At 48.1% G+C, this 16,853-nt stretch carries 12 protein-coding genes, 25 tRNA genes and 1 other annotated feature; of the genes, 33 read left to right on the top strand and 4 right to left on the bottom strand.

The genetic code is table 11. The features are described 5' to 3' along the window. Positions 1 to 28 precede the first annotated feature (28 nt). The 25 genes from FD07_RS07355 (at position 29) to FD07_RS07475 (ending at position 2,343) form a co-directional block, all read left to right on the top strand. Positions 29 to 101, top strand: a tRNA-Val gene (locus FD07_RS07355). A gap of 3 nt (positions 102 to 104) precedes the next feature. Then, a tRNA-Lys gene (locus FD07_RS07360) sits at positions 105 to 177 on the top strand. Between the two features lie 46 nt (positions 178 to 223). After that, a tRNA-Thr gene (locus FD07_RS07365) sits at positions 224 to 296 on the top strand. A gap of 9 nt (positions 297 to 305) precedes the next feature. Beyond that, positions 306 to 377: transfer RNA gene (locus FD07_RS07370), tRNA-Gly, on the top strand. A 44-nt stretch (positions 378 to 421) separates the two neighbouring features. After that, a tRNA-Arg gene (locus FD07_RS07375) sits at positions 422 to 495 on the top strand. 6 nt (positions 496 to 501) lie between these two features. Further along, a tRNA-Pro gene (locus tag FD07_RS07380) sits at positions 502 to 575 on the top strand. 28 nt (positions 576 to 603) lie between these two features. After that, positions 604 to 677 (top strand) — tRNA-Met (locus tag FD07_RS07385). Positions 678 to 691: 14 nt separating this feature from the next. Continuing rightward, positions 692 to 765 (top strand) — tRNA-Ile (locus tag FD07_RS07390). A 29-nt stretch (positions 766 to 794) separates the two neighbouring features. Continuing rightward, positions 795 to 884: transfer RNA gene (locus FD07_RS07395), tRNA-Ser, on the top strand. An 18-nt stretch (positions 885 to 902) separates the two neighbouring features. Then, positions 903 to 976 (top strand) — tRNA-Met (locus FD07_RS07400). 2 nt (positions 977 to 978) lie between these two features. Beyond that, positions 979 to 1,052 (top strand) — tRNA-Asp (locus FD07_RS07405). Between the two features lie 52 nt (positions 1,053 to 1,104). Further along, positions 1,105 to 1,177: transfer RNA gene (locus FD07_RS07410), tRNA-Phe, on the top strand. 21 nt (positions 1,178 to 1,198) lie between these two features. Continuing rightward, positions 1,199 to 1,269: transfer RNA gene (locus FD07_RS07415), tRNA-Gly, on the top strand. Between the two features lie 6 nt (positions 1,270 to 1,275). Beyond that, positions 1,276 to 1,350 (top strand) — tRNA-Ile (locus tag FD07_RS07420). 4 nt (positions 1,351 to 1,354) lie between these two features. Beyond that, positions 1,355 to 1,442 (top strand) — tRNA-Ser (locus tag FD07_RS07425). A gap of 9 nt (positions 1,443 to 1,451) precedes the next feature. After that, positions 1,452 to 1,524 (top strand) — tRNA-Glu (locus FD07_RS07430). 22 nt (positions 1,525 to 1,546) lie between these two features. Then, positions 1,547 to 1,620 (top strand) — tRNA-Met (locus tag FD07_RS07435). Positions 1,621 to 1,622: 2 nt separating this feature from the next. Further along, positions 1,623 to 1,696, top strand: a tRNA-Asp gene (locus FD07_RS07440). A 52-nt stretch (positions 1,697 to 1,748) separates the two neighbouring features. Next, a tRNA-Phe gene (locus FD07_RS07445) sits at positions 1,749 to 1,821 on the top strand. Positions 1,822 to 1,842: 21 nt separating this feature from the next. After that, a tRNA-Gly gene (locus tag FD07_RS07450) sits at positions 1,843 to 1,913 on the top strand. Positions 1,914 to 1,919: 6 nt separating this feature from the next. After that, positions 1,920 to 1,994: transfer RNA gene (locus tag FD07_RS07455), tRNA-Ile, on the top strand. 4 nt (positions 1,995 to 1,998) lie between these two features. Continuing rightward, positions 1,999 to 2,086: transfer RNA gene (locus FD07_RS07460), tRNA-Ser, on the top strand. 9 nt (positions 2,087 to 2,095) lie between these two features. Further along, positions 2,096 to 2,168 (top strand) — tRNA-Glu (locus FD07_RS07465). Positions 2,169 to 2,190: 22 nt separating this feature from the next. Continuing rightward, a tRNA-Met gene (locus FD07_RS07470) sits at positions 2,191 to 2,264 on the top strand. Between the two features lie 5 nt (positions 2,265 to 2,269). After that, a tRNA-Asp gene (locus FD07_RS07475) sits at positions 2,270 to 2,343 on the top strand. A gap of 100 nt (positions 2,344 to 2,443) precedes the next feature. Here FD07_RS07475 and FD07_RS07480 read toward each other — a convergent pair. After that, positions 2,444 to 3,661, bottom strand: a complete 1,218-nt coding sequence (locus FD07_RS07480) for a DUF2075 domain-containing protein (RefSeq protein WP_020089747.1) — start codon at positions 3,659 to 3,661, stop codon at positions 2,444 to 2,446. A 92-nt stretch (positions 3,662 to 3,753) separates the two neighbouring features. Beyond that, positions 3,754 to 4,266, bottom strand: coding sequence for an antibiotic biosynthesis monooxygenase family protein (locus FD07_RS07485; protein ID WP_020089746.1), 513 nt, complete (start codon positions 4,264 to 4,266; stop codon positions 3,754 to 3,756). 121 nt (positions 4,267 to 4,387) lie between these two features. On the opposite strand from FD07_RS07485, the gene FD07_RS07490 reads away from it, so the two are divergent. From FD07_RS07490 to FD07_RS07520, 7 genes are all read left to right on the top strand, one after another. Beyond that, a complete protein-coding gene (locus tag FD07_RS07490) occupies positions 4,388 to 5,128 on the top strand; it encodes an MBL fold metallo-hydrolase (protein ID WP_020089745.1) in 741 nt (246 codons plus the stop codon). 202 nt (positions 5,129 to 5,330) lie between these two features. After that, a complete protein-coding gene (gene spxA / locus FD07_RS07495; protein WP_020089744.1) occupies positions 5,331 to 5,738 on the top strand; it encodes a transcriptional regulator SpxA in 408 nt (135 codons plus the stop codon). A gap of 147 nt (positions 5,739 to 5,885) precedes the next feature. After that, positions 5,886 to 6,614, top strand: a complete 729-nt coding sequence (locus FD07_RS07500) for an adaptor protein MecA (protein ID WP_020089743.1) — start codon at positions 5,886 to 5,888, stop codon at positions 6,612 to 6,614. Positions 6,615 to 7,089: 475 nt separating this feature from the next. Continuing rightward, positions 7,090 to 9,450 carry a hypothetical protein gene (locus FD07_RS07505; RefSeq protein ID WP_155823071.1) on the top strand — a complete coding sequence of 787 codons (2,361 nt, stop codon included), beginning with the start codon at positions 7,090 to 7,092 and terminating at the stop codon, positions 9,448 to 9,450. 221 nt (positions 9,451 to 9,671) lie between these two features. Further along, positions 9,672 to 10,475, top strand: a complete 804-nt coding sequence (locus FD07_RS07510; RefSeq protein ID WP_020089741.1) for an EAL domain-containing protein — start codon at positions 9,672 to 9,674, stop codon at positions 10,473 to 10,475. A gap of 1 nt (position 10,476) precedes the next feature. Then, positions 10,477 to 10,986, top strand: a complete 510-nt coding sequence (locus FD07_RS07515; RefSeq protein ID WP_020089740.1) for a hypothetical protein — start codon at positions 10,477 to 10,479, stop codon at positions 10,984 to 10,986. Between the two features lie 14 nt (positions 10,987 to 11,000). Further along, on the top strand, positions 11,001 to 12,329 hold the full coding sequence (locus tag FD07_RS07520) for a glycosyltransferase family 2 protein (protein WP_020089739.1): 1,329 nt from the start codon (positions 11,001 to 11,003) through the stop codon (positions 12,327 to 12,329). Positions 12,330 to 12,596: 267 nt separating this feature from the next. Here FD07_RS07520 and FD07_RS07525 read toward each other — a convergent pair whose 3' ends face one another. Together FD07_RS07525 and FD07_RS07530 are read right to left on the bottom strand one after the other, a co-directional pair. After that, positions 12,597 to 13,163 (bottom strand): class I SAM-dependent methyltransferase, encoded by a 567-nt coding sequence (locus tag FD07_RS07525; RefSeq protein ID WP_020089738.1) that lies wholly within the window; start codon positions 13,161 to 13,163, stop codon positions 12,597 to 12,599. Beyond that, entirely contained in the window at positions 13,163 to 13,801 is a 639-nt protein-coding gene (locus tag FD07_RS07530) for a phosphatase PAP2 family protein (protein WP_020089737.1), read from the bottom strand. Before FD07_RS07530 ends, FD07_RS07525 begins: the two co-directional genes overlap by 1 nt. A 278-nt stretch (positions 13,802 to 14,079) precedes the next feature. Then, positions 14,080 to 14,279 (top strand) — a binding site (T-box leader). A 68-nt stretch (positions 14,280 to 14,347) separates the two neighbouring features. On the opposite strand from FD07_RS07530, the gene leuS reads away from it, so the two are divergent. After that, positions 14,348 to 16,777 carry a leucine--tRNA ligase gene (gene leuS, locus FD07_RS07535; protein ID WP_020089736.1) on the top strand — a complete coding sequence of 810 codons (2,430 nt, stop codon included), beginning with the start codon at positions 14,348 to 14,350 and terminating at the stop codon, positions 16,775 to 16,777. Positions 16,778 to 16,853 lie beyond the last annotated feature (76 nt).

Genomic DNA, 16,853 nt, shown 5'->3' on the forward strand with positions numbered 1-16,853 from the left:
GAGGATAGGACGTTGCCACGCGATTTTTGGAGGATTAGCTCAGTTGGGAGAGCGTCTGCCTTACAAGCAGAGGGTCACAGGTTCGAGCCCTGTATCCTCCATATGAGCCGTTAGCTCAGTTGGTAGAGCATCTGACTTTTAATCAGAGGGTCGACAGTTCGAGCCTGTCACGGCTCATTCGTCTTCGGACGATGAGTAATTTGATACACATGATACTGACTATGCCGACTTAGCTCAGTTGGTAGAGCACCTGTCTTGTAAACAGGGGGTCGGAAGTTCGAATCTTCTAGTCGGCATTTAATTTTGCGGAAGTAGTTCAGTGGTAGAACATCACCTTGCCATGGTGGGGGTCGCGAGTTCGAATCTCGTCTTCCGCTTAGTACCGAAAGGTATTAAGCATCATTAGTAAGTAACGTTTTTTGCACCCATAGCGCAACTGGATAGAGTGTCTGACTACGAATCAGAAGGTTGTAGGTTCGACTCCTACTGGGTGCATTTTAACGGGAAGTAGCTCAGCTTGGTAGAGCACCTGGTTTGGGACCAGGGGGTCGCAGGTTCGAATCCTGTCTTCCCGATTAAATAAGAATATTTTATTTAACATTTCGCGGTGTAGCTCAGCTGGCTAGAGCGTTCGGTTCATACCCGAGAGGTCGAGGGTTCGATCCCCCCCGCCGCGATTTGGACTTGGACTGGACCTTTAGCTCAGTTGGTTAGAGCAAACGGCTCATAACCGTTCGGTCGTAGGTTCGAGTCCTACAAGGTCCATTACCAGAAGGACTATTGTATTGTTTTATGGAGGATTACCCAAGTCTGGCTGAAGGGAACGGTCTTGAAAACCGTCAGGTGAGTAAAATCACGCGAGAGTTCGAATCTCTCATCCTCCTTTGTTACTTTAATATTATCGCGGGATGGAGCAGTCTGGTAGCTCGTCGGGCTCATAACCCGAAGGTCGCAGGTTCAAACCCTGCTCCCGCAATTGGTCTGTTGGTCTAGTTGGTTAGGACGCCTCCCTGTCACGGAGGAGATCACGAGTTCGAGTCTCGTACAGACCGTTGTTATGCTCGTCAGCAGAGGATAGCAACCATAATTATCTAAATGGCAAATGGCTCGGTAGCTCAGTCGGTAGAGCAATGGATTGAAGCTCCATGTGTCGGCGGTTCGATTCCGTCCCGCGCCATTAAATATATCTCATTATATTGCGGGTATAGTTTAGTGGTAAAACCACAGCCTTCCAAGCTGTTGTCGCGAGTTCGATTCTCGTTACCCGCTTTATATGGGCCTATAGCTCAGCTGGTTTAGAGCGCACGCCTGATAAGCGTGAGGTCGATGGTTCGAGTCCATTTAGGCCCATTATGGAGAAGTACTCAAGTGGCTGAAGAGGTGCCCCTGCTAAGGGTATAGGTCGCGGAAGCGGCGCGAGAGTTCGAATCTCTCCTTCTCCGTTTAGTTATGACCCGTTGGTCAAGTGGTTTAAGACACCGCCCTTTCACGGCGGTAACATGGGTTCGAATCCCGTACGGGTCATTGTTACAAAATTTAATATTATCGCGGGATGGAGCAGTCTGGTAGCTCGTCGGGCTCATAACCCGAAGGTCGCAGGTTCAAACCCTGCTCCCGCAATAGGTCTGTTGGTCTAGTTGGTTAGGACGCCTCCCTGTCACGGAGGAGATCACGAGTTCGAGTCTCGTACAGACCGTTGTTATGCTCGTCAGCAGAGGATAGCAACCATAATTATCTAAATGGCAAATGGCTCGGTAGCTCAGTCGGTAGAGCAATGGATTGAAGCTCCATGTGTCGGCGGTTCGATTCCGTCCCGCGCCATTAAATATATCTCATTATATTGCGGGTATAGTTTAGTGGTAAAACCACAGCCTTCCAAGCTGTTGTCGCGAGTTCGATTCTCGTTACCCGCTTTATATGGGCCTATAGCTCAGCTGGTTTAGAGCGCACGCCTGATAAGCGTGAGGTCGATGGTTCGAGTCCATTTAGGCCCATTATGGAGAAGTACTCAAGTGGCTGAAGAGGTGCCCCTGCTAAGGGTATAGGTCGCGGAAGCGGCGCGAGAGTTCGAATCTCTCCTTCTCCGTTTAGTTATGACCCGTTGGTCAAGTGGTTTAAGACACCGCCCTTTCACGGCGGTAACATGGGTTCGAATCCCGTACGGGTCATTGTTACAAAATTTAATATTATCGCGGGATGGAGCAGTCTGGTAGCTCGTCGGGCTCATAACCCGAAGGTCGCAGGTTCAAACCCTGCTCCCGCAATATTTGGTCCGTTGGTCTAGTTGGTTAGGACGCCTCCCTGTCACGGAGGAGATCACGAGTTCGAGTCTCGTACGGACCGTGAACAAAGTCTTCCTTGTTGGGGAAGGCTTTTTTGCTACTTAAATAGAGCCATGAAGAAGGTGTCGTCATCCGTTGGGGTGGCGACACCTTTTGCGATACTAAGCTGTGGATGCGTGGAGGTAGTGGCGTAGACGTGAATCATGAGCATAGAGGTAGAGCCCTTTAACGCCACGTTTCATCAGGACGTTGATGGAGTTTAAGATCAGCTGTTGCTTAATTCGAGTGATTTCGGTTGGATCGGTTAAGTCGTCACGTTTCTTAAAGGCTTCGACATCAGTGTAACGATCGAGGTTAATCTGTAAACGGTCGTCCGTGTCTAGACTCACTGGGGGACCAAGAATGATTCCCACGTAGTTCAAGTCAAAGCCCTGACAGGTGTAAATGGAGCCAACTTCATTGATTGTTTGAGGCAATTCGGCCCAAGGGGTACTCGTATAGTTATATTGATCCCACGGTAAGCTGAACTTGCCCTCCGTGACGTAGTGCTTACCACCGTCCAGTGTCGAGGGGTAGCCTGAAGTGGCGACGATGCGCGAAAGACCAACCTCATTATTTCGTTGAACCACAGCCTGACGCATCTGCTCGGCGTCATCGAAGACACGTAGGTCATAGCCCGTCCCAACGTCTGTGGGTAACGGCCCAATACGTCGATGCGTGAAGTCGTTGATCCAGCGGACCAGGTCATCACTGGCCTGCATTCGAAATTGGTGGGTCAGGCGATACGTCGCGTGTGGGAAGGGGGCAACGAGTTGCGCTAAGTGTTGTTCCGTCCAAAAGCTCTTCATTCGTAACACCTGAGTCTCATCGAAGACGACAATGATCACCTTCGCTGTCGCTAGGAGTGAGCTGAGTTGATTGTTCCCATAGAAATTATTATAGTGATCGGCCTGTGATAGAAGCAGGTGGGCTTCGTCAATGACTAACACGTCAGGTTGTACCTGACCCTTGGCTATCTGATTGATCAGGGAGGTTGGCCGTTGGAAGTCCTTCTTTAGTAAGTGTGGGTGATTGCCCGCAATCTCACGGTATACTTTGAGAATTTCTGGGTGGTTGACCAGAAAGTAGTTCTTGGTGCCAGCGAGAGGAGAGGTTGTCTGTGTGCGCGCCGCAACTTGAAGCCGATTGAAGAGGTGAGACAGCACGACACTCTTGCCGGTTCCGGCATCTCCGTAAATGGTGAAAACGGCTGGTCCTGCCGTATTCAGGTGACTGGTCGTGAAGGTCAGAATCTGTTGAACAAGTTGCCCTTGCTCCGGTGTGAGTGGGAGGTCGGGTGAAATTTTAGCTGTTGCTGCATTGGTTGGCTGATTACGCAAACCATCGCCTACTTTCTAGAAAGGATGAATACGCCTATTGTAACGCGAAGTTTGGCCAAATGAAAAGCCCTCCATCAACTGAAGGGCTTACGTTAAGCGTGCTGTGAATCGTGTTTTTCTGGTGGTGCCATCTGGTAGGTGGCGGCGTGAAAGTTATTCAACGTCGTCGCGTACTTGGTGAATGGCGAGAATTTTGCGGATCGCCGCCAGATCATGAAGGCATCGCTGCTATCCCAGATGGTCAGCAGGACGTATTCACCGCTATTTTTAAATTTTGACAGGACCAGCATGGCTGTCATCCCATTAGGCAGAGGTTCGGCAGCGAGTTTGTTGACCTCGCCTTCGAGAACCTTGCCACTTTCAACATCCAGGGTGAAGTAGTTGAAACTGAAGAAGCCGTGCCAATTTGGCTGACCGTGTTCGCTCTTGACCTCGTAGTCCAGATGGCTGGTGAAGACACTCGACTGGTCCGAAATATCCAGTAATTGTAGATCTTTGGCCCCACCGGTAGCTGCTAACAGAACAAACTGGCGGTCCGGGTTGCGTTTCACAATTCTATCCAGCAGATCTCTACTCCCAAACGTTAAAGATAATTGATGAAGCATGCTCATCCCTCCTGACTTGGTTTCACTTCTATTATAAGGGTCTCACTGGCAAATGCGAAACGTTTACACTCTACGGCTGGCGCGCTACACTAGGAACAGAACAAAACGAGAGGATGATTCGATGCAATTGACTGTATTAGGCTGTTACGGGGGCTACCCACACAACGGTATCGGCACGAGTAGCTACTTGATCACGAGTGGAGATTACCATCTGCTGTTGGACTGTGGAAGTGGGGCGCTGTTGGCCTTGGAAAAGCAACTGAGTCCACTACAATTAAACGCGGTGCTACTGACGCACTACCACCACGATCATACGGCCGATCTGGGGGTCCTGCAGTATGAATGGCAGCTGGCCCAAGGGGATAAAGCGGAACCACGCTTACCTATCTATGGGCACACGGCCGATCCGTTGAATTTTGGTAGCCTGACTTGGCCCGATTCAACGGTTGGTAAAGCGTATAACCCAGCGCAAACGCTCAAATTAGGTCCGTTAACGGTCGACTTTCTGCCAACCCATCATCCAGTCCCAGCGTATGCGCCACGCATCACTGAGACGGCGACAGGGGCCACGTTGGCCTTTACGGCGGATACAGCGGCATTCGATGGCCTCACGGATTGGGCAAAATCGGCGGATGTTTTGCTGGCCGATACCAACTTCTATGCCAACCATCAGGGGACGGCCTGGCACCTGACGTCAACCCAAGCGGGTGAATTGGCCAAGCATGCTGGTGTCAAGCGGCTTCTGTTGACCCATTTACCACAAACTGGGAATCTGCAGCAATTAGCAGCAGAGGCCCAGGAAGCGGCTGGTGAGGCAATTCCAGTCGAAGTCGTTAAGCCTCAATCCATTTATAAAATCTAATAAGAATTATTCGTTAAAAATTAATTGCACATTAATTAATTATTGACATATGTGTTGATTACCGTCATTGTTTCTGGGATTAATATACAAATGGATAGATACTGTTAATTAGATTATTGCTGAAAAAGTCTTTCAATCCTTCTGAAATGCTGTATAATGAGTTTATTAAATCATTTATACAAGGCAAGGGAGGAAAAAGATTATGACAGTCACGCTCTACACATCACCCAGTTGTACATCTTGCCGCAAGGCTCGGATTTGGTTTGAAGAACATGGTATCGCGTATCGTGAACAGAATATCTTCTCCGAACCCTTAACCGTAGATCAGATTAAATCAATTCTGCGGCTGACCGAGGATGGTACCGAAGAGATTGTTTCTAAGCGTTCACGGGTGTATCAGAATTTAACGGTCGACTTAGACGACTTGCCGTTGCGGCAACTCTACGATTTAATTCGCAAGAATCCAGGAATTCTACGCCGACCGATCATGGTGGACGACAAGCGACTCCAAGTTGGCTTCAACGAAGAGGAAATTCGTCGTTTCCTGCCCCGTGAAGTTCGGGAATTAGAGCTCGCTCGGGCCCAACGATTAGTTAATGGTAACGAATAAGCTTAATTAGTTGCATCTAACTGGATTTGTGAGAGAATATTACTTGCAGTCCAGTTTTTTTGTTATCATTACTTTACAAGTAAAATAAAATGGCTAGAATGAGTAACAAGGACAATACCCAAACCCACGAGAAAGGGGTGTTATTCAATGGAAATGGAACGAATCAATGAAAACACGATTCGGGTGGTCATTGGCAACGATGATTTGAGCGAACGCGGTATTACCGTCTTGGATCTGTTGGGCAACCACAAACAAATCGAAGGCTTCTTCTATAGCATTTTGGAAGAGGTCGATATTGACCACCAATTTCAAGATAACGATGCGGTTACCTTCCAGGTACTACCAAATCGCAATGGTCTTGAATTGTTTATCAGTAAAAATGCGGATGAGGACGATGCTACGGATGTGAACGTCACGGACGCTAGTGTCGACAGCAATCACCCCGATCAAGTGTCGGACCAGATTAAGGCCCACTTGTTGGAAAAAGATGGGCAAAAGGATTTCTTCTCAAATTATAAGTCAACGACGACCAGCGGTGACTCGAACGACATCGAAGATTATTTGAACGATGACGGGCAACCTACGACAACGCGGGTGGTCCGGTTACACACGTTTGAGGACATGATTAGTCTGGCACGGGTACTGCATTTAGAAAATGCGGCGTCGAATCTGTATCAGTACAAAGGCGTCTACTATTTGGAATTGATTTTCTTCGTCAACGAGTCATCTCGCGAATCCATTAAGGATGAACTCTCGGTTGCGTACGAATATGGTGACAGCACCAAGGTTGCTCCGGACGTTTTGGCCGAACACGGGAAAATGATCATGGAACACAGTGCACTTGAACTGACGCGGTTCCACTTTTTAAGTGATTAGTCTGTATTGGGAACGCTAGACCTTCTGTAAGTCAGGAGGTTTAGCGTTTTTTTATTTGTCAGAAATCTCAGAGTACTTGACGTTACGGTCTCCTTAAAGTGGCTGATAATTGACTGGCGAGATTGAAATAAAAAATATTGAGATAGCTTGGGCGGCCTATAAATGCCGATACGTTAGGGGTACCCACTTATCACACTATAATTATTTTTATATTAGTACTGGAACTTTTTCGTTTCGATGCTATACTATATTTAACAATATAAGTTAACACTTGGTGGAATGATGATTACTGGATAGCCTAGTAAGTTAACCGGTAATACTAGCCATAATCATTTGGGGACTGTGGCAGATTAGCAAATCCATCACCCACCAAAATAATAAGAAATAAAAATGTTGAATGAGTCGCAAGTGGCGCATGGGGTTGACTAGGGTTGCGCCGAGAGTTTTGCCTGATGAGGGTCGGGTGAAGGGAGTCTTGATGATGAAGTTGAGAAGCAAAATGTTAACGGTTGCAGGAACCGTGCTGGCTGGAATTGGGCTGGGCGTTTTTTGGAATACGGTTGTAGGGGAAGCTTTTACGACAAGCATCGATTCCATAATGTCTTCGGAACCTAAAGGACTACACGTTAATGATCAAAATTATTTTACAATTCAAACGAAAATAGGTAATCCGGAGAGTGCGACAACTATTCCAAATGCTGCGAAAATTCAAGACGGACCGAACGGGGATGCTGTTCAGGTTTCTTCATTAGGACAACAGAACTCCGGGGGAGCAATTTGGTCAAAAGGTAAGACTTTCGATATGTATCAGAACCAACGGGCTTCGATGTGGGTTTATGTAAATGGTGGAGATGTCAACGATAAACCCGGGGAAGGGATGGCTTTTGCCATACAAAATAGTAGTGACTCTGCCTTTTCTGGAACTGGAGAGTCTTTAGGTGTTTGGGGGGTTGATCCTAAGTCAAATGACAACACGATTGCACAAACAGCGATTCAGCATAGTTGGGCAATTGAATTTGATACGAGGTTAAATCAAACGATGCCAGCTAGTAATCTAATTATTGCCGATACGACAGCCGATGCTTTTGATATTGGGACAGTGGATGATATAACTGGTAACAATACTTATAATGGGTTTGGTTACAATCCGACGAATGGAAAGAATGATATCCCACAGACAATTTGGGGTGAACATATCGCCTCAGATTCTCCGTCGAATACGGGGACTTATGTTCCAAGAACACAGTCTGGGAGAGTCCAAAATGGTTATGACTTTCTTGTTGTGCCCCATTATGATACAAAGAAGTATAACTATTATGGACTCAAACATGATGGCCTGCTTGAGACTGTTAGAAATGATCATTTTATATCTGATGGGGCTTGGCATCATATCACTCTCAATTATGTGGCACCATCTGAGGGTAGTGATACAGGTCAGATGACTTATACTTTTGATGATAAGTATGCGGCGAACGGTGCTCCCAAGAAGACACAGTGGACTGCAACGGAGAATATTTCTTTGAAGGACCTTGACGTTACAGCGGAAAAGCCAAATGTGTATTGGGGGTTCACTGGAACGACTGGTGCTCCTGCTTCGGGAGAAACGACGAATTCAGGAACTGAGAATGCTTTGGTTGCGTTTGAGCAAGTTCCAGGACAGGCCAATGTTAATGCGACTACGGACTTAAAAGATGAAAAAACGGGAGATTCCGCTGATTCAACTCATCCGATTGGCGGTAATGATCGTGTAAAATTAACTTATAAATTGAATTATGAAAGTGGCGAAAATCCTTGGTCTGAGATTAAGAGTTCTTTGAACCTTCCGGCAAATATTGATTGGGATCAAGGACAAATCACCTACTCCGATGGTTCTGAGGGCTCAACTCTCAATACGAGCAGTATTAGCAATAATAAGTTGGACGTTAGTGTGAATGCTTTGAGTGATGCCCGAAAACAAGCGGTGATTACGCTTGAGGGGAAAGCTAAGAATGTATCGGCACAAGATGTGGCGAATACGACTTACTTTAGTGGGAAAAATGCTATTGCAACTGCTACGAGTAATACGTTTAAAATCAATCCGAGATCCTTTAGTATGAGTATCGACAAAGATTCTAGAAACGTTAATGTTAATGCGGACACGCCAGCTAAGATTACGGGGACGTTTTCTGCTAACGATACCAAAGTGACAGCCGAGAACACCAAAATTGCGGCTCGGCTGACCTCTAAAGACGGAACAGTAACTGATATTGACTCTGATAAAATTTCTATTGTGAAGAATGGCGATGGGAGCTATAGCTTTACTATTCCTGTAGATAAAGTTCCGGCAGGTGATACGGCAGTCGATGTAGTTGCTACTAGTTCGGTGTCTAGTGGGTACACGGATGAAGATACAGCTAAGCTCCATGGTGGGACCGTTACCTTTGGTGCCACCAGTGGTAAAATCATCTTTAAAAAGACCGTTCTAACTGGGAAGGGCACAACAATTTCTCGGGATGATTCTAACGGTCCTTGGAGTTTGAATGTCGATAGTTCCCTGGCATCTGGGGCGTGGACACTTTCCGCTCGGACTACGGGGATGCATAGTGTCAACGTGCCTAGTCAGTCACTGGATGGTAATTTGATTTATAAAAATGGTGATGACGTGACGACTCTGAATACAGTTGATTCACCAATCATGACGAGTCCGCAGAGCACTGGTGCGCCAACTGAGACCAATATCGCTAGTGATTGGACTAATGATTCTGGCATTCTTCTCGATGTCAATGGGGGAGCCGTCAGCGACGACTATATTGGTGAGATCACATGGACACTAGGGTCAGTGCCAAAAGTAAATTGATAAATTGTGTTGTAAATCCAACTTCAGCCGAGGCTGGATTTTTTTGTGTAATCGTTATCGCTGAGCTTAACCAAAAGTTAACGTGGAAAACCACTGGTGTTTTAAGCTTAACCTGCTATAATTATTTGGCGGACTAATTAGATAGATAGTAAATTATATTCTGCAAATCATTTTAAGAATGACGGATGGCTTGTTAAAATAGAATCTGGAGGTGTGAGCACGTGAGCTTAGAACAATTGGAGAGTTACTTGTTGTGGGCAACAGCCGTTATGGCGGTGATTGTCGTGCTCACCATTATCATTTACTATTGGTATTCGCGGAAAAATTCAAACAATTATCTGGAAAACGATGAGATCGAGTTGCGTTACTTTATTCAAAAACAGGTTGACTTTCGGGGTCAAACTACCGGTTACGAGTGTCTACTTCGTCAACATGAGTGGGACGATTCGTGGTCGTTGCCACAGAACCTAGATTCGTTGCCACTACAACGGGTTATTTTTCTACTGACGGACACCTTCAAGGCTTTGCCCGAGGAACCGATTACGTTATCGATTAATCTGGAGTATGACCAGATTATCAGTCCAGACTTCCGATATTTTGTTCGCTGGGCACTGTCTCGGATTGCGCCAATGAAGTTGGCGGTGGAGTTCACCGCTACGGCCAATCAGCCAAAGTATAAGCGCTGGGTGTTTCGGCAGCGTATTCGTGAGGCCCGGCAGTACGGCATGCGCTTTGGGATTGATAACGTGGGATCATCCCTGAATAACTTGAAGAGTATCGAATGGATCTTGCCCGAAGTTGATTCACTGAAGTGTTCCATGCGGAGCTTCCGCAAGACTGATCCCAACGAATGGTTGGATCTTAACTTGCAGTTCTGGAATCAGCTATCACAGGAAAACCACATTGAGTTAATCTTGATGGGGGTTGAAGACGAGCAGGACCAGCAGCTCGCAGATCAGTTAAAAATTAAGACGCGGCAGGGCTATCTTTTTGCCCGGCCCAGTAATCCTGGAATGAGGCGTTAGTGTGCGTGATAAAAAGCAAGATCGGCAACAACTTTATTCGGATGCGTACTTTGAGAAGGGCCACTGGGGATTAAAGATTCGGCAGACCCTAATTGGCCTCTTGGGTTGGGTCTGCGTGTTTGTCCCCGTTATCATTACCGTGTTGTCCTTTTGGGCATCTTATAATCCAAAAATTATTCACCTCTGGTCGTATAATGAGGGGATTTTTGAAATTAAATTCATTGGAGTTCTGCTCCTGTTTGCCTTTGTGCTCGTATCCCTGTTTGCGGTGGGGATGACGATCATCCAGAACCGTAAACGTGATCGGGTCGTTGAACAGTGGCCGACATTTAATCCCATTAATCAGCGCAAGCGTGAGACGCAACTCGGTAAGTTCATGGACGAACGATTCGGTGACCAGGAATTTCGAGAGAATGTCCGGCACTACCAGGTTAAGCCAGAACAGAATCTAGATACGGATCAGATTCATAAATTGTATGAGCAACACGATTTAAATGATTTAGACGAGTAGGAGGTGTCATCGGCGTGTCCAATATCTTTATTGACAGTATTCTACGGGCGACTGTGGGAAAAACAGTTTTTAATGTTTTTCTGTTAATCTTGTGTCTATATCCCGTGGTCGGTTCCTTCTTTTGGTTCGCCGGTGCACTTTCTTACCGTTTCCTGAAGACTAATAAGCGGGACACGGCAGCTGCTGCCAGATACATTCCGGTAGAATATCAGCCAATGGTCACGATTATGATTCCTGCGCACAATGAGGAAGTTATGATTGAGGAAACGGTTACCTACTTATTTGAAGAACTGAATTACGAGAATTTTGAAGTTTTAGTGATGAACGATGGGTCGACCGACAAGACCGGAGCGATTATCACGCGATTGCAGGAGAAGTATCCGCGGTTACGGACGGTAGAGATTCTGAAGAATAAGGGAAAGGCCCACGCCTTTAACATTGGTATGTACTTTGCCAAGGGGGAGTATATCCTTAGCAATGATGCCGATACGATTCCAGAACCGGACGCGCTGATGAAGTATATGAATTTCTTCATGAGGGATCGTGATATGAACACGTCGGCCGTGACTGCCAACATGGATGTTCAGAATCGAACGACCTTGCTGGGCAAGTCTCAGACCGTGGAGTTCACCAGTATCGTGGGCGTTATTAAACGTAGTCAGACCGCCGTCAACGACTCGATGTATGCCTACAGCGGGGCCAACACGTTGTACAAGAAAGATTTCTTGATCGACGTCGGCGGCTTTCGGCAGAACCGCGCTACTGAAGACATCAGTATTGCCTGGGACCACCAGATGCTGGGCGCCGTGCCACGCTTTGCCCCAAATATCATCTTTCATATGAATGTGCCGGAAACGATTCGTGACCTCTACCATCAGCGTAAACGGTGGGCACAGGGGGGAACCGAAGTCTGGTTGACTAATATTAAAAAGTTTCTGCGACACCCTGTTGAGCACCGGTACCAGTGGTCGATGTTTGTGGATTCCACGTTGTCGATCATTTGGTCGTTTTTCTTCACGATTACGTCGGTTGCTTTCGTTGGATTGATGCTGTATTTCCTATTGACAGGGAACTACGAGCGGCTGATGCATGGTATCGTGATTTCGTTCATTTTCGTGACGTTTGAAATGTTCGCCGGTTTCATGCAGTTACTGGCGGCGTTACTGTTGGATCACCACGGCGCCAAGATGAAGTATCTCTTCTTTGCGCCGCTGTACATGCTCTTTTATTGGATGGTCAACCCCATCACGGTGGTTATGACCTTTATTCCGGCACTGAAGACCATTCTGGGGTTTGGTTCGGGAACTTGGGTCAGTCCTAAGCGGCAGTCGATGAAGAAATAAGACGCAAACATTGCGGTAAGTGACAGCAATCCAATCATTTTTGGTCGTTGCAATTTGGTATATACCGATAGCATACCATGTTTGCTGATGCCCGTGTGTAAAGTGTTTGTAAAGGTTATGGGGACATGGTACAAAAGTATTTTGACTACAAATAGACAGCTGGTTAATGGTTGCTAGCTAAAGAATAATATTAAAAAACCGGTGTATCCCAACTTTAATGGGACACACCGGCTTTACTAGTATCATAAGAAATTTGAGAAAAATCGTTTACCGCCGTTCAATCGCAAGTAAGAACGGGGGATTATGCACCTGGTTAATGAAGCCGTACTGCAACACCTGGTAGACCCTTTGCGGCAACTGTTGGCAGAAGTCCACCACAGCATTCCGCTCCGTTTTGCCGCCGGGATGGCCGTAGTAGACAACCAGAATGATCCGACCACCGCGCGGCAGGTGTTTTAGCAATTCGGCCACAGCTGCCAGGGTCGTGGTTGGCTGGGTGATCAGTGACTTGTCGCCGCCTGGTAGGTAGCCCAAGTTGAAGATGGCTCCGTTCACTGGCGTTTCAGCCGTGAGGTAATCCCCAACGTGTTCGTGGCCGGTCGCATGAAGCTCGACCTGAGATGCCAGTCCCGTCAACGTCAACTGCGTCTGTGTTTCCTTGAGTGCCGCCTCCTGAATGTCGAAGCCAATCACATGGCCCGTTTTGCCGACCAGACTCGCTAGAAAAATCGTATCATGGCCGTTCCCCACGGTGGCGTCGACGACCGTATCGCCGGGGCCGACACATTCACTGAGCAGGGCGTGACTGTAAGTTAAAGCATTAGGTAAGTTCATTATAAATCATCTCCGTAACGCGTTAGATACCATTGGGTAACCGTCAACAGGACGAAGCCCGCTGACCAACCGGCGACCACATCGCTAGGGTAGTGGACCCCCACGTAGACCCGTGACAGGCCGATGATGACGATCCACAGGCTTAGCACACCAATGAGTAGCCACCGCCAGCCGGTATGCCGGCGCAGTGACCAGCCAATCAGGACAATCACGGTACCCCACAGCAACATGGCCGTAATGGAATGGCCGCTGGGAAAGCTGTAGGAGCTGGCCGCAACGAGTCGGTCAACGGTGGGCCGGTCGCGCCGGACCACGTGCTTAATGATACTGTTGCCGATTCCCGCCCAGAACAGTACGTTCCAGCCAAGGAAGAGGGCGCCACGATACCGCCGGGCAATCACCAGGCCAGCGATGATCAGTAATGTTATCCAGGTTACCGGCTGCGGATTGCCACTTTTAGTAATAGTGATGATCGTCTGCGTCAAGCCATGTGGCAACGGCTGGCGAACCCAGCTGATAATGGTGCGGTCAAACGCAGCTAGCCAGCTTTGTTGATAAACGACACCAATGAGATCGAGTAAAAAAACAATTCCAGCGGCCATGGTGAACCGCCAGCGAAGCTTAGAAATGGGTGGCACGAGGGTCGCCTCCTTTATAAGGTCAAAATTGTCGCGAGTCATAAATGATTCATGATCATCACTTTTGAGTAAATGAGCATCGATATTACTTTTTCGATAATCAATCCTATTCAGTATAGCACATCGCTCAGGAGAAACCGCTAGCGGACAGCACCTGACGATTTAATTAACGGCGTCGGAAACGCGGTCGTTCCGTCCCAGCCAGAAAACTGATAAGAATCCCGTGAAACCCTTGCTTTTCCGGGGGTGGTTTGCTAAGATGAAAACAATTTGATTATTCAAAGACGTTGACGAGAAGTAGTAGTTCTGGTAGGTATTTAGAAAGCGGATGGTCGCTGCAAATCCGTTACTCCAGGGACGAACTTATCTCCGAGTCACTTCTGCCGCAAGGTGGGCGTTTGGCGACGTTATCAGCCGGAATGAGCCTCGAAGTTGTTTCGAGGAAATGTAGGTGGTACCGCGCTTAGACGCCCTGCAGGAGCCCATTTTGGGCTGCTGGGGGCTTTTTTTGTGGCACGACGTTAATTGAGAAAGGGAGCGAAATTTTTGGCTTACAAACACCAAATTATTGAGCACAAGTGGCAACATTACTGGCGGGTCAACGAGACTTTCAAGACCGCTGACACCCAAACGAAACCAAAGTATTACGTCTTAGACATGTTCCCTTATCCTTCTGGGCAAGGGCTGCACGTTGGGCATCCTGAAGGGTACACGGCAACCGATATTATGGCGCGTTTGAAGCGGATGCAAGGCTTCAACGTCCTGCACCCAATGGGTTGGGACGCCTTCGGTTTACCAGCCGAACAATACGCCTTGAAGACGGGGCACAACCCTAAGGACTTTACCGCGCACAACATCAAAAACTTTAAGCGACAAATTCGGTCCCTGGGCTTCTCCTATGACTGGAGTCGTGAGGTCAACACGACCGACGAATCCTTCTACAAGTGGACCCAATGGATCTTCGAGCAACTCTACAAGAAGGGCTTAGCCTACGAAGACAAGATCATGGTCAACTGGGCGCCTGACTTCATGGGTGGGACCGTTGTGGCCAACGAAGAAGTCATTGACGGTAAGACGGAACGTGGGGGTTACCCCGTTTACCGCGTGCCAATGCGCCAATGGGTTCTGAAGATCACGGCCTACGCAGATCGTTTGATCGATGACCTGGACGACCTCGACTGGCCCGACAGCATCAAGGAAATGCAACGGAATTGGATCGGTCGTTCTGAAGGTGCTAGCGTCTTCTTCCCAGTCGATGGGCAAGAAGACACCAAGGTTGAGGTCTATACGACCCGTCCCGATACGTTATTTGGGGCAACCTACATGGTCTTAGCGCCGGAACACGCCTTGGTCGACCAGATTACGACGCCGGAACAAGCAGATGCTGTAAAGGCGTACAAGGCTGCTATTGAAAGCAAGTCTGACCTCGAACGGACCGACCTGAATAAGGATAAGACCGGGGTATTTACCGGTGCTTACGGCATCAACCCACTAAGTGGTAAGAAGTTGCCAATCTGGATTGGTGATTACGTACTGGCATCCTACGGGACTGGGGCCATCATGGCCGTACCCGCTCACGATGACCGGGATAACGAATTTGCTCAGAAATTCAATCTGCCAATTACCCAAGTTATCGCGGGGGATGACGATACCGATGTCCAAAAGGCGGCTTACACCGGTGATGGTGAACACATCAACTCCGACTTCCTGAATGGCATGGACAAGAAGACTGCCATCAAGGCCGCTATCGACTGGCTCGAAGAACATGACGCTGGGCACAAGCAAGTTAACTTCCGCCTGCGCGACTGGATCTTCTCCCGGCAACGCTACTGGGGTGAACCAATTCCCGTTATTCACTGGGAAGATGGCGAAACCACGTTGGTTCCTGAAGACGAATTGCCTTTGAAGCTGCCAGCAGCTAAGCAACTCGAACCTTCTGGTACCGGTGAGAGCCCACTGGCTAACCTGGACGACTGGGTGAACGTTGTCGACGAGAACGGGCGTAAGGGGAAGCGTGAAACCAACACCATGCCACAGTGGGCTGGGAGTTCATGGTACTTCTTGCGTTACATCGATCCACACAACGATCAAGCCATTGCCGATCCCGACAAGCTGAAGTACTGGATGCCAGTTGACCTTTACATTGGTGGGGCCGAACATGCCGTCTTGCATTTGCTCTACGCACGGTTCTGGCACAAGTTCCTCTACGACCTCGGTGTCGTTCCTACCAAGGAACCCTTCCAGAAGTTGGTTAACCAGGGGATGATCCTGGGGACTAACCACGAAAAGATGTCCAAGTCCAAGGGCAACGTCATCAATCCCGACGAAATCGTCGAGAAGGATGGGGCCGATACCCTGCGCCTGTACGAAATGTTCATGGGGCCATTGGAAGCTTCCAAGCCTTGGAGCACGGAAGGTATCAACGGTTCTCGGCGTTGGCTGGACCGAGTATGGCGGTTATTGATCGATGATAATAACCGTTTACGCGACCGGGTTACGATGATCAACGATGGTAAACTGGACAAGATCTACAACCAGACCGTTAAGACGGTGAGTGAAGACCTCGAAGCCATGCACTTCAACGTGGCCATCTCACAATTGATGGTCTTCGTCAATGAAGCCTACAAGGCTGACAGTCTCCCATTGATCTACATGGAAGGTTTCGTCAAGATGATTGCCCCAATCGTACCGCATATTGCCGAAGAACTCTGGTCATTGATGGGTCACGACGAGACGATTTCTTACGAGAAGTGGCCAACCTACGACCCTAAGCAATTGGTCGAAGACGTGGTTGAAATGGTTGTCCAAGTCAACGGTAAGGTCCGCGCCCACTTGAAGGTCGCTAAGGACGCTGCCAAGGATGACATTGAAGCCGCAGCATTGGCTGACGACACGGTCAAGATGCATACGGATGGCAAGACCATTCGTAAGGTGATCGTAGTGCCAGGCAAGCTGGTTAACATTGTTGCCAACTAGTCGTTATTAAATTTCAAATGGATAACATAAAGTGCCAGTCACTTTCCTAACGGGAGAGGACTGGCACTTTTTGATT

Origin of the sequence: Levilactobacillus parabrevis ATCC 53295, from assembly GCF_001434055.1 — a bacterium.
Lineage (GTDB): Bacteria > Bacillota > Bacilli > Lactobacillales > Lactobacillaceae > Levilactobacillus > Levilactobacillus parabrevis.